Here is a 12,660-nt window from a genome sequence, read left to right as displayed (position 1 = left end):
TAAAAAAGCCACGCTATAATTAGCGTGGCTTTTTTATGTTTGATGCCTAGTGAAGACCTTCACCTATCACATCGATATTTAAAAAAAGATTTAGACAATGGGTGGCGGGTTTGGCTTACCGTTGTCACCGTCCCAGTTTTCACGAGCGTTATCATCTAGATCAGCAGCCGTTTTTGGCTCCCACTTGCCATTTTCTTTCCAAGTCGCATCACCCCAGTCTTCATCTTCTGCTTTTCTATCCAAATCTTTGTAGGCTTGGCTAGGGTCGATACCGCGACGTTTCATATCTGCCACTTGTTCTTCTAGTGTATGAAATTGATCAGCGTCATGCATGTTTTTCTCTAGACCATCAAGCTCTCTTAATAACTCGTCATTTTTAGCGTTACTCATTGTGTGCTCTCCTTAATCGGTCAATAGTGTAATACGTTTTATGCATTTTTAATTTTAATACCAGTTTTAATATAAATAAGATTAGTATTTGATGGTTCTTATTATCACGAGTCTTGAGTCGATTCACAACCATTGACGCGTATGCTTTGTATTACAAAACGTAGTCAGGAGCATAAGATGTATTTTTGCCCATATTTTATGAAAAGCTAAAAGGTGAACGTATGCCAAAACCTAATGTCATTCATCTGTTTGAGCGTTTTCAGCTTCTAGTAGGCTTCTGGCATGAAAAGTAAGCTTCCAAAGCTCTTGTGACAAACGTGTACCGTAGGTCGTCAATTGTATCCAGTTGGCGCTTACTAGCTGACGTTGTAGTTTATTGAGATCATCTTGAGAGATTTGGCAGCGTGAGACAGCGTGAACGTTTGGCATATCGTTTTTGATATCTATCTCAGCTTTTGGGGAGATCAGACGATTAATGGCATTTTGTAGCCCGTAGCTCGAAAATGTAGACGGTATTTTCATTAAGGTGATTAATACTTCTTGCCAAGATAATATTACTTCTCTGGTAACATCCTTCAAGTTACCACCTTCATAAGCTTGAGCACTATATTGCACATCAAACGTTTGTGTCAATACAATTGGTTTGCTAACATTGTCAGCCGCAAAACCCTCATCAACAGAATGTTCTTTCTTGGTATTAGTATTAGTATTAGTATTAGTATTGGTGTTGGTATTTTTATTCTTAGATAAGAGATCAGCAAGTCTTTCGGCGACCGTTTGTCGACTAAATTTAATCATCTCCTCAGTCGCTCTCACCCAGCCACCTCTCACTTTATGACTGGCTACTGCGCTGTAGTAGGCTTGTACGAGTAACGCTTCGATATCGTCCTCTGTATCATAGTAATAAATCTGATTGTCTTGCCTAGAGACGAGTTTAATCAGTTCTTGTAATTGGCGACTGACACCCGTCTCTTGGTAGTGATTTTTGATGAAAATCAGTAGGGGCTTGGCTTTAGCTTTGGCATTCAGGTAACTCAAATGCATTTGGCTCACGCCTGTCTTTTGTACGGCTCCGTAACTGTCTCCAATGATCATCAATGCATAATCACAAGAATCAATACATTGTCGACCATATAGCGAAGCTTTTGGCAACTTACTAGACACGTCATAAGTCAAAAACGCCCGTACTTGAAAAAATATCGCTACGCTGTCCAACACCAATAATTGATCGTTGTCAGCACATATAACATGAATATGATAGCGGCGATGTGGCACGATTACCTCTGAGCTTAGGTTGCGGCATAAAAGGGAATAAAACGAAATAGAGCAAAAATATCTTGTTTTGTATCAACTCGCACAGTCTTGCGAAAATACATTCGACGTATTTTAACCACATCCATGCTGCAATAAAGGTTTTTGCATAAATATCTTTGCTAACCATTACTCAGAATAGTATTGCAGTATAGTCTCTTGACCAAGTAAGCGTTCAATCAAAGCGCTTAGTCTATCACTATATTTAGTCGCATGGAAAGTTAATGGCTGTCTAATATCGACATTTGTCCTATCGATTGTATTCAGATTACGAATACTTGTCTTGTCCAAAAAAGCCGTGGCGAGTTTACTTTCGCTCAAAAGTTGCTTGACTCGTTCAGCGATGGCTTGCCCAGAGTCAACCACCTGTATGGCCAACTGCTGCTGCGCAATTTCGTCTAATAAAAAAGATTTAAAAAATGGATAATGTGTACAGCCTAGCACGAGATGATCAATTCCTTCATTTGCAAATACTTGTATTTGTTGGCGCAAGCGCTGCGCGGTCTCATCTTGTAATGGCATGCCAGCCTCAACCCAAGGTACCAGCTGTGGATCAAAATATTTTGTCACCACCGTACCATTTGGATTGGCAAAATTGGTAATAACGTCATTAAGCAGCCGGCCATTGAGCGTCGCCTTCGTGGCCAATACCGCGACATGACCGCTGTTGCTTGCCAATATCGCAGGCTTTAACGCTGGTACTAGACCTACAATAGGCATATTCGGATAAGAGCGTCTCGCTGTATCTAGGGCATAAGCTGATGCGCTATTACAAGCGATCACAATCAGCTTACAGCCTTGCTTATGCAGCCATTCAACGGCTTTTAGCGTGAGCGACTCGATATCATCGCTCTCGCGGTTGCCATAAGGGACATTTAAGGTATCAGCGTAATATATATAACGCTCATTAGGTAGTTGCTGGGCCAAATGCAAATAAACCGATAAGCCGCCAATCCCCGAATCGAATAGTCCTATCGGAGCACGTTGGGCATCATCAATGCTGGCTGCATCGATAACCATTGCATTCATGCCAGCATTGTTAATAGAAGTCTTTGACAGCACATGACTATCCAAAATATTTGTGTGTTCTATATTTGCTTGACTTGTTGTCATCTGATTTGCAGCACTCGCCATCGTTACTTCACCGCCACTTTTAGATACATATCATCATCTCTATATTATCTCTGATTTCTACTCAATCAGAGATATCTGCGTTTCTTGTATTATGACATCTCCACTGATGAAATGGATTTTATTGTCATAATCTATAAATGCTGCTGTTGATGTATTAACGTTTAATGGTCTGGCATAGTCATAGAGTAAGACTTCCCACCACTTTGTAAGGTCAACATCGTCTTACCATCATGCTCTGTTAGTTCACCAATCTCCGTCAAATGATAAAAGGTATTTCGTCCAATCAGCGCGTTCAGACCATTTCTTACTGGCATATAAGGGCGTACTTGCGACTCATCTATACGGTCTGCGGCATTACCAGGCTGATATGCTTGTAAGCTAATGGGATGCTCATCGTCCAAGCGCACCACGTCACCGGTGGTGGTCACAAACTCCAACCAGCTCACCTCATTTTCTTTTACGATACCGACATCATTGATCAGCAATGGCACATCTTCTACTTGAATACGAATTTTTTGCACAGGAGTTTTCAAAAAATATTCGTTTACACCGTCGTTCTCTTCTTTCCACAAAATAGTCGCAAATAAACTGACAAGTGACTCACGGGTCATTTTTCCACCCTCATGCCACCACTCCCCATTTGCTTTGATAATTAAGTCCATATCAGCGATATCTTCAGGATGCCATTTTTCGAGTGGCGGTATTGCGCGCCCTTCACGTGCCCCAGCTGTAGACTTAAGATAGTGACTTAGCGCATCCATGTTATTCAAACCAGAGCCCTTGCCAACTGGAGCTTCTACGTTATTTTCACGATTGCTATTAGCATGATTATTGTCATTATTCATCGCACAATCCTTTATCTAGTATTCAAAGTTTGGCAAATCTATTATTACTATAAATTTTTGTTTCGGGTATGATGAAGCTTTATCATCTAAACACCCTTATTGTTTCAATATAACCTTAACACCATTGCTCATAAATGCGTATCGTGTTTGTAGGACTTTTCTTTTATAATGAGTAACGATTTTTTATTGAAATGGTCAAGTGGATTTTGTATTGATGACACATTTTTATCGGGCAGCCATATGTCTGAGTGACGTTAGCGCCGCAAATCTATTATTCGGTTGTTACGCTAATGATGCCCTGAGATAAGCCACTAAAGTTTAGGAGTAGGTATGCAAGAGCAAGACAATCAAGCGCCAGTTGTAGACAGCACTACTGTAGACGCTGACGCACCAGTAGTAACAGAGACGGCAGCGCCAGTCGTAGAGCCGGAACCTGAGATCGAGCGTGAGTCCATGGAGTTCGATGTCATCATCGTTGGTGGTGGACCTGCAGGTCTCTCTGCGGCTATTCGTTTACGTCAGCTCGCTATTGAAGCCGGTAACGATGAATTTATGGTGTGTGTGGTCGAAAAAGGCTCCGAGTTTGGTGCCCATACCTTATCAGGTGCAGTCATCGAACCACGTGCCTTGAATGAGCTGATTCCAGACTGGAAAGACAAAGGCGCGCCGCTCAACGTACCAGCGACAGAAGATCGTTTTTATTATCTAAACTCTGCCACACGTTCAACTCAAGTACCGCACTCATTGATTCCAGGCCCAATGCATAATGACGGTAACTACATTGTCTCATTAGGCAATGTGGTTCGTTGGTTGGCTGTACAGGCAGAAGAGCTTGAAGTGATGATGTTCCCAGGATTCCCTGCCGATGACATCTTATATAACGATGACGGTTCAGTCAGAGGTGTGTTGACGGGTGATATGGGTGTGGCTGCCAACGGCGAAGCCAAGCCTAGCTTTGAGCCTGGCTATGAGCTGCTGGCCAAATACACTATTTTTGCTGAAGGTAGCCGTGGGCATTTAGGCAAACGCTTAATCAGCCGTTTTGATCTAGATAAAGATTCTGATCCTCAGCATTATGGTATCGGTCTAAAAGAGCTATGGGAAGTTGAGCCTGAAAAGCATGAGCAAGGCGTAGTCATGCATGGTCTTGGCTGGCCATTGACTGAGACTGGCTCTACTGGTGGCTGGTGGTTATACTTTGATGAAAACAACCAAGTAAGCTTTGGTCTTGTGGCTGATTTGTCTTACCACAACCCTTACATGTCTCCCTTCGATGAAATGCAGCGCTTGAAAACGCACCCTGTCATCAAAAATGTTCTAGAAGGCGGTAAGCGCATCTCTTACGGCGCACGTGCTTTGACTAAAGGTGGTCTAAACTCACTACCGAAGTTCACTTTCCCAGGTGGCGTGTTGGTCGGTGATGATGCTGGTTTCTTAAACCCAGCAAAAATCAAAGGCACACATACCTCGATGAAGTCAGGCATGCTCGCCGCCGAAGCGATCTTTGAGGCGCTACAGGCAGAGCGTCAGCATGACGAAGTAGTGGCTTATACCACCATGTACAAAGAGTCATGGTTGTATCAAGACAATTACGAGTCGCGTAACTTCTCACCTGCGATCCATCGTATGGGTCTGTTCATGGGCGGTGCTTTCACCTTTATCGAGCACAACTTGCTAAAAGGTAAAATGCCATTTACCTTGCATGACAATATTCCAGATTACGATCAGTTAGAGCGTGCCAACCATGCTTATCAACCGACCTATCTCAAGCCTGATGGTAAGTTGGTATTTGATAAATTGTCGTCGGTATTTATCTCTAATACCAACCATGCAGAAGATCAGCCAACGCACTTGAAGCTCACTGACCCAACGGTACCTATCTCTATCAACTTGCCATTGTATGCTGAGCCTGCGCGTCTATACTGCCCAGCGGGTGTATACGAAGTGGTCAAAGATGCTGAAGGCGCTAAGTTTGTCATCAATGCGCAGAACTGTGTGCATTGTAAGACCTGTGATATCAAAGACCCTTCACAGAACATCACCTGGGTAACGCCAGAAGGTGGCGGTGGTCCTAACTATCCAAACATGTAAATCAGGATAATTCTGGTTTAGCATAGTATATGTATCGTTATTAAAAATCATACATCCATAAAAACGCCCTTCTCTGAGAAAAAGGGCGTTTTTTTGCCTACCACAAGCAAGCCTGTTTCATCAGTACCGCTTAATCTCTCCAAGCATCGCGATTGGCTTCAGACCCATCGACAAGTTTGCAAAGTTTCAAATAATAACGAAACTGAATAAATCGTGTGCACAATATAGATATCAAGCGACATGCGACCATCACGTTTGATTATTGGTTCTCTATATTTATTTTTGACATAAATAATCTTTGCAATTTGTTTGTTATAGAATATATTAAGTAATAATTCATCAACATGAACTGGATATTTATCGTATAATTTTAGCATTGCTTATATTCAGCATTATATTTACCAAACCGATTTTTAGTAGATGTACTTCAATCTATGCTTTATTGTTTGTAACTATCGCTGTTGAGTCGTGCTAAGATGGAATTTGTATGATTTTATGCTGGTTTCATAGCTACTAATAAAGATCAGTTGGCTAATATAGATGAATCGGTATAAATATTTGAAGCGTTAAAGTATTAAGACTCTTGTCAGGAAGACGAGATTGTGAAAAAGACACCGGATAGTCCTACCCTTCTGTCTTCCTCAATGAACCCTGCTTTGCTATTTGATAGTTTTTATTTAAGGGATCAATGTAATGTCCACAATGATATTTATTTTTGCTAAATAATTGCTGATAAATAGATATGCCTCTGCGCATCTTCATTGTCACTATATAAAGTAGTATCTGTCTATTTTTTATCATGATGTTCATCGTAAAAAATAGCCCAAGCTCTTCTTGTATGGTTGATATTTTTTAGGTAAGACAAAAGGAGTTGTCCTATGAAAGCTCATAACGATCCATCTGGATATTGGCGCGCCAATATTCGTCTGATTACAGGTAGTCTAATTATTTGGGCGCTATGCTCATATGGCTTTGCTATCTTGTTACGTCCATTATTAGCGGGCATCAAAATCGGTGGTACTGATTTAGGATTTTGGTTTGCGCAACAAGGCTCTATCGTAGTCTTTATTATTCTAATTTTCTTTTACGCTTGGCGTATGAATAAATTAGATAAACAATATGGCGTAGACGAGGAATAGATCATGAGTCAATTTGCGATTAATATTATTTTTGTAGGTCTATCTTTCGCGCTTTATTTCGGGATTGCGATTTGGGCACGTGCTGGTTCAACCAGTGAATTCTATGTTGCTGGCGGCGGGGTGCATCCAGTCGTCAACGGCATGGCAACCGCTGCTGACTGGATGAGTGCCGCGTCCTTCATCTCAATGGCAGGTCTTATTGCTGCTAGTGGTTATGGCGCCTCCACCTACCTCATGGGCTGGACAGGCGGTTACGTTCTACTTGCTATGCTTTTAGCACCTTACCTACGTAAATTCGGTAAGTTCACGGTGCCCGATTTTATTGGTGACCGTTTTTATTCTAAAACAGCAGCCATGATTGCCGTGATTTGTTTGATTATCGCCTCGACTACCTATGTTATCGGTCAGATGACAGGTGCTGGTGTTGCATTCTCACGCTTCTTAGAAGTTGAAAACACAACGGGTCTGCTCATTGCGGCGGTTGTTGTATTCTTCTATGCGGTGTTAGGCGGTATGAAAGGGATTACCTATACACAGGTCGCGCAATATGTCGTATTGATGGTCGCGTATACCATTCCTGCTGTGTTTATCTCACTTGAATTAACGGGTAACCCAATTCCTGGTCTTGGTTTGTTCTCAAACGATATCGAATCTGGCGTTCCTATTTTGACTAAGCTTAATCAAGTCGTAACTGACTTAGGATTTGCCTCTTATACGGCGGATGTGCCTAACAAGCTAAATATGGTGTTATTTACGCTATCACTGATGATTGGTACAGCTGGCCTACCACACGTTATCATTCGCTTTTTCACCGTTCCTAAAGTGGCCGATGCACGTTGGACAGCGGGTTGGACACTAGTATTCATCTCGCTATTGTACTTTACCGCTCCAGCGGTAGGTGCGATGGCTCGTCTCAACCTCATTGATACGGTCTATCCACAAGGGGTTGCAGAAGCACCTTTAGAGTATGATCAACGTCCAGACTGGATGGCAACATGGGAAAACACAGGGCTTATCAAATATAACGATTTAAACAATGATGGTCGTATCCAGCTGTATAACGACAGTGGACTTGGTGCCGCTCAAGTAGCCCTTAACACCGCTGAAGCGGATGGTGGCGATGTTGCTGCAGCTACCGCAGCGGTAGAAACAGCTCGCATCGCACATGATGCAGAACTGGATGGTCGTTTTGCTAATGCTGGATGGGCAGGTAACGAGCTGGATGTGAACAATGACATCTTAGTACTCGCTAACCCAGAAATTGCCAATCTTCCATCATGGGTTATTGGTCTTATCGCTGCAGGTGGTTTGGCAGCAGCGCTCTCAACAGCAGCGGGTCTACTACTTGCGATTTCCTCAGCGATTAGCCATGACTTGATCAAACGTAACCTAAACCCAAACATCACTGATAAACAAGAACTCAAATATGCTCGTATTACAATGGGTATCGCAATCGTAGTAGCGACCTATCTGGGTATTAATCCACCAGGATTTGCCGCACAGGTCGTTGCATTGGCCTTCGGTATTGCAGGCGCTTCCCTGTTCCCTGCCCTAATGATGGGTATTTTCTCTAAACGTATTAACAACTTAGGCGCTATTGCTGGGATGTTAACAGGCTTGATTACTATCCTAGTGTATATCTTTGTCTTCAAAGGTTGGTTCTTTATCAGTGGTACTGCGAATTTCCCTGATACTGAAGAGTACTGGTTATTTGGTATCTCGCCACTATCTTTTGGTGCGGTTGGTGCCTTACTTAACTTCATCGTAGCATTTGCGGTATCTTATGCGACTGCTCCACCACCAGCGCATATTCAAGAACTGGTTGAGAGCGTACGTTCTCCACGTGGCGCGGGCGGTGCAATCGACCACTAAGCTCACAGTTGAGGATATATCTTCTGTTACTATATACCACTCACAGGCAGCAGCTGCTTGTGAGTGATTTTTTATTTTATACTTATAATAAAATGTAATTAATTCAGCTTGATTGAATAAACATACCCCATTAAGGAATACTTTATGCTTTTTGAGTTTATCGCCACGATGGCTGCCGCGTTTGGGATGGCTGGACTAGCATTGATCATAACTCACTTCAGCAAATTGGCAGGCAAACGTGCCCCTAAATGGCTGATCCCATTGTTTGCGGCGATTGGTATTTTTGCCTTTCAGATAAACCAAGAATATAGCTGGTATGGTCAACAAGTGCGAGAGCTGCCAGAAGGCGTAGAAGTTGTCAAAGTAGCAAAAAGTACGCAGTGGTTCCGTCCATGGTCTTATGCTAAGCCACAAATATTACGTTTTATCGCGGCAGATATCGGTAATGCTAGCGTACAAGTAGACAATCCAGATATACATTTGGTCAATTTATACTTATTTGAAAGACGAAGAAGTGTCGAAAAAATTGCACAGGTTATCGATTGCAATGCGCCTGCACGTGCAGATTACGTCATACCAGAAAAAGGTAGTAAGCTCACGATTGATGAGCATGTCAAACAAACCACCGCATGGTATAAGCTAGCAACAGATGATCCATTGTTTATCAACATCTGTACTGACCAAAATACCTGATACGACAACAATTATAGATATAGTAACTGCATAAAAAGCGGTTATATAAAAGTGCTAAAAGATTGCTCACTTGATTAAATTAATAACGCTGAGCCGAGGCTGAATAAGTATGTTTTGAATTGGCTCCTAGCAATAGCCCAGCACACAAACCACCAAAATGTGCTGCAAACGAGATTCCTTGTTGCGGCATCAGTCCTTGCTTAATGGTTAGCCAATAGCCAGTGCCCATGACAATACAAGCAATCAAATAACCCCAACGCCGAGCAAAAATAGCGCCGCCTATCATATAACCAAACATCGCAAAACATAATCCTGATGCACCGATATGAATAGAGGATGGTGACCCAATCACCCAAGTAACCAATCCTGAAGCGATGACCAGCTTGATAATCGTGCGATAGGCATTTTTCTCAAATAATCCGAACAAAAACAAAATTTGTAATAGCGTGACAGTATTACCAATCAGATGTGACAAATTGCCATGCATCGTCCATGAGGCGAATACTCCGATCATACTGCCCACATCTAACGCGCGCGGTACAATCCCAAAGATATTCCACAGTCCAAATAGCGCCACTTCATTTAAAAAAAACATACCCCACATCGGTATGAGTACAAAAGCGTATAAACCAACAACCTGCTTTATTCGCGCCACAATCAAGTTGAGCAACTGCTGCCAATTCATATACCATCCTATTGTTTAAATTTCGCTTATCTATACATGCTCAATGATTTACTACAAATAGTGGGCGCACAGCAGGCTTGAATGACAATAATGTTGCGTCTTTATCAGTATTTAGATAGCTATCACCGTGCAGTAACGACGTCGAACGATAAGGAACCAAGGCTGTAGGTATAAATCGACGTGCTGCATCGATATGCTTGATTGAATCATCAAAGAATATATGCGGTGCAAATGTCCTAAGCACTGCTGTTTTTTCCAGCCCTCCTAAAAAAAATGCCATATCGACATTCACGCCCCACTCTCGCAGCGTTTTAATAGCGCGCAAATCAGCAGGTGCATTACGGGCGGTCACAAGCGCAATTTTAATTGGCGAATACTGTAAACCAGCCGGTAAACGTTCCTGTAAATTTGACAGTTTGATCAATAGCTCAGCGTAAGGGCCTTTTTCAATCGGTAAATCACGCATTTTTACTTCACGATCGTGAAAAGCTCGTAGCCCCTTTTGCTTATAGAGTAACTCGCCAGAATCATCAAACAATACTGCATCCCCATCAAAGGCAATACGTAGCTGATCCGTATCTAACTTATAGGTATTGACAGGAGTAGCGTCCAATATCGCACAGGCACAGATATTGGCATCCGCCACTTGCTGCGCATCTTCGCGATTGGTGGTCAAAAACAAATCCACATTAAAATCTTTGATATAGGGCGCCACAGGACTTCCGGATACAAAGGCGGAACGTGAAATATTCAAACCGTTGTCACGAATGGCATTGAGCACTTGAATGCCAGTATCAGGACTGCTCTTTGAGACGATGACGACTTCCACAAGTGGCGACTCGGTCGTTAAATCCGCTGATAGACAGTCGTTACAGTAATTATTTAGATTCAGCAGCGCTTTGATTAATGGATATCCTGCACCACTATCTAATGGCTGATCTTCACGCTTCGCCATATAATCGCGAAACTCCTTTACTGCCTCGTCAGGGCGCTGCTGTAGTAGCTGTAAAAGGTGGTTCTCAGACTCCGTTAAATCAAACAATGCTGTCGCTGATATAGCCACTATTAAAGTATTGGTTAAATCGACTGCCATATTATCCGTTCTCTATTCTAAGCATGGTATTGGTTAATGCTCATCAGTTTAGCAATTAAACCTCAGTAGGTAAGTAAGATTTTTATTATTGGCTACTCTTTAATAGTAATCCCTTTTGTACTGATATTTGTTAAATAATACTTAATTATTATTATTACCTATTAATACAAATTATATAATACTATTGAAATATACCCCTTTGGCCTCAAATAAATAGCTAAGAGTAATAAATCAATGCTCACCAACAGATATTAAAAAATCAGGAAAGAATAATGAATAATACTGTAGCGAATAGCAAAAAAGATACTGTGACCCAATCGCGTCAAATCGAGCAGCTTTTTGCTGGAGTCGATACCCAAGACGGCGCTGGTGTTAAACTCACTCGCGTACTGACGCAGCAGCTGCAACAGCGCCTCGATCCGTACTTGATGCTAGATAACTTCAAAAGTGACAATCCAGATGATTATGTCGCAGGGTTCCCCAATCACCCGCATCGCGGCTTTGAAACCATTACTTATATGATTACAGGCCGTATGCGCCATCGTGATAGCGCGGGTAACGAAGGGCTATTACAGAACGGCGGCGTGCAGTGGATGACAGCGGCGAGCGGTGTTATTCATTCAGAGCTACCGGAACAAGAAGACGGCGCGATGGAAGGCTTTCAGCTGTGGCTTAATCTACCTGCCAAAGATAAAATGAATGACCCTTGGTATAAAGACTTCCAAAGTGAAGACTTGCCTAAATACACAACTGAAGATGGCGTAGACGTTACGGTCATTGCAGGTACATCGCATGGCATCGAAGGGGCGGTCACGCGCGACATTACTGAGCCGACGTATTTGGATATCCATTTACCAGCAGGAACGAGCTTTAGCCAAGCCATTCCAGCCGATTACAATGCGTTTGCCTTTGTGTATCGTGGTAAAGTAGATATTGAAGGCGAAATCGTACCGAGTAAAAACATGGCTATCTTGAAAAATGATGATAATACTGATGGCGTTACCATTACTGCTGATAGTAGTGAGGATACCAAAGTGATTTTGATTACTGGACGCCCATTACGCGAGCCGATTGTGCAATACGGTCCCTTTGTGATGAACAGTCAGCAAGAAATCATGCAAGCGGTCACTGATTTCCAAAGTGGTAAGTTTGGTGAAGGGGCTTAGTTGATAGGCTAGTTTGTTAACTACTCTATATAAGTAAAGGGGGCTTTTTAGGAATAGAGAGCTGACGATGACCTGAGAACCGTTAAAAAATTGCATGCCAATTTTAGGCAGCGCAAGAGCAAATCCTTTAAATAGGATTTGCTGCGTAGGTCACTAGAAATAAAAGATAAAAAAAAGAGCCACCCAATTAAGGATGACTCTTTTTAAGTATAAGGAGCTGACGATGACCTACTCTCACATG

General features: G+C 42.4%; 11 protein-coding genes. 5 read left to right on the top strand and 6 right to left on the bottom strand.

The genetic code is table 11. From position 1 onward, the window contains the following. Window positions 1-90: 90 nt before the first annotated feature. The 4 genes from AS194_RS06935 to AS194_RS06920 all read right to left on the bottom strand — a co-directional run bounded on the left by AS194_RS06935 (window position 91) and on the right by AS194_RS06920 (window position 3,680). Window positions 91-390, bottom strand: a complete 300-nt coding sequence (locus tag AS194_RS06935; protein ID WP_058024783.1) for a hypothetical protein — start codon at window positions 388-390, stop codon at window positions 91-93. A 237-nt stretch (window positions 391-627) separates the two neighbouring features. After that, window positions 628-1,665 (bottom strand): DUF4062 domain-containing protein, encoded by a 1,038-nt coding sequence (locus AS194_RS06930; RefSeq protein ID WP_058024782.1) that lies wholly within the window; start codon window positions 1,663-1,665, stop codon window positions 628-630. 165 nt (window positions 1,666-1,830) lie between these two features. Further along, window positions 1,831-2,721, bottom strand: coding sequence for a glutamate racemase (gene murI, locus AS194_RS06925; protein WP_058024798.1), 891 nt, complete (start codon window positions 2,719-2,721; stop codon window positions 1,831-1,833). Window positions 2,722-2,996: 275 nt separating this feature from the next. Next, window positions 2,997-3,680, bottom strand: coding sequence for a DUF1285 domain-containing protein (locus AS194_RS06920; protein WP_058024781.1), 684 nt, complete (start codon window positions 3,678-3,680; stop codon window positions 2,997-2,999). A 453-nt stretch (window positions 3,681-4,133) separates the two neighbouring features. Here AS194_RS06920 and AS194_RS06915 point away from each other — a divergent pair, with 453 nt between their 5' ends. The 4 genes from AS194_RS06915 to AS194_RS06900 all read left to right on the top strand — a co-directional run bounded on the left by AS194_RS06915 (window position 4,134) and on the right by AS194_RS06900 (window position 9,475). After that, window positions 4,134-5,771 (top strand): electron transfer flavoprotein-ubiquinone oxidoreductase, encoded by a 1,638-nt coding sequence (locus AS194_RS06915; RefSeq protein WP_058024797.1) that lies wholly within the window; start codon window positions 4,134-4,136, stop codon window positions 5,769-5,771. 878 nt (window positions 5,772-6,649) lie between these two features. Next, entirely contained in the window at window positions 6,650-6,910 is a 261-nt protein-coding gene (locus AS194_RS06910) for a DUF4212 domain-containing protein (protein WP_058024780.1), read from the top strand. A 3-nt stretch (window positions 6,911-6,913) separates the two neighbouring features. After that, window positions 6,914-8,782, top strand: coding sequence for a sodium:solute symporter family protein (locus AS194_RS06905; RefSeq protein ID WP_058024779.1), 1,869 nt, complete (start codon window positions 6,914-6,916; stop codon window positions 8,780-8,782). A gap of 144 nt (window positions 8,783-8,926) precedes the next feature. Continuing rightward, the gene (locus AS194_RS06900; RefSeq protein ID WP_058024778.1) at window positions 8,927-9,475 is read left to right on the top strand and encodes a hypothetical protein; all 549 of its coding nucleotides are present in this window, start codon (window positions 8,927-8,929) and stop codon (window positions 9,473-9,475) included. A gap of 79 nt (window positions 9,476-9,554) precedes the next feature. Here AS194_RS06900 and AS194_RS06895 read toward each other — a convergent pair whose 3' ends face one another. Next, window positions 9,555-10,160: a rhomboid family intramembrane serine protease gene (locus AS194_RS06895; RefSeq protein ID WP_058024777.1), complete on the bottom strand. Its 606-nt coding sequence runs from the start codon at window positions 10,158-10,160 to the stop codon at window positions 9,555-9,557. Between the two features lie 40 nt (window positions 10,161-10,200). Continuing rightward, the gene (locus AS194_RS06890) at window positions 10,201-11,253 is read right to left on the bottom strand and encodes a 5'-nucleotidase (RefSeq protein ID WP_058024776.1); all 1,053 of its coding nucleotides are present in this window, start codon (window positions 11,251-11,253) and stop codon (window positions 10,201-10,203) included. A gap of 272 nt (window positions 11,254-11,525) precedes the next feature. Between AS194_RS06890 and AS194_RS06885 the strand changes: the two genes are divergently transcribed. Beyond that, the gene (locus AS194_RS06885) at window positions 11,526-12,419 is read left to right on the top strand and encodes a pirin family protein (protein WP_058024775.1); all 894 of its coding nucleotides are present in this window, start codon (window positions 11,526-11,528) and stop codon (window positions 12,417-12,419) included. The last annotated feature ends 241 nt before the right edge of the window (window positions 12,420-12,660 follow it).

It is taken from the genome of Psychrobacter piscatorii, assembly GCF_001444505.1.
GTDB classification, from domain to species: Bacteria; Pseudomonadota; Gammaproteobacteria; order Pseudomonadales; family Moraxellaceae; genus Psychrobacter; species Psychrobacter piscatorii_B.
This window is presented reverse-complemented; position numbering and strand designations above follow the sequence as displayed.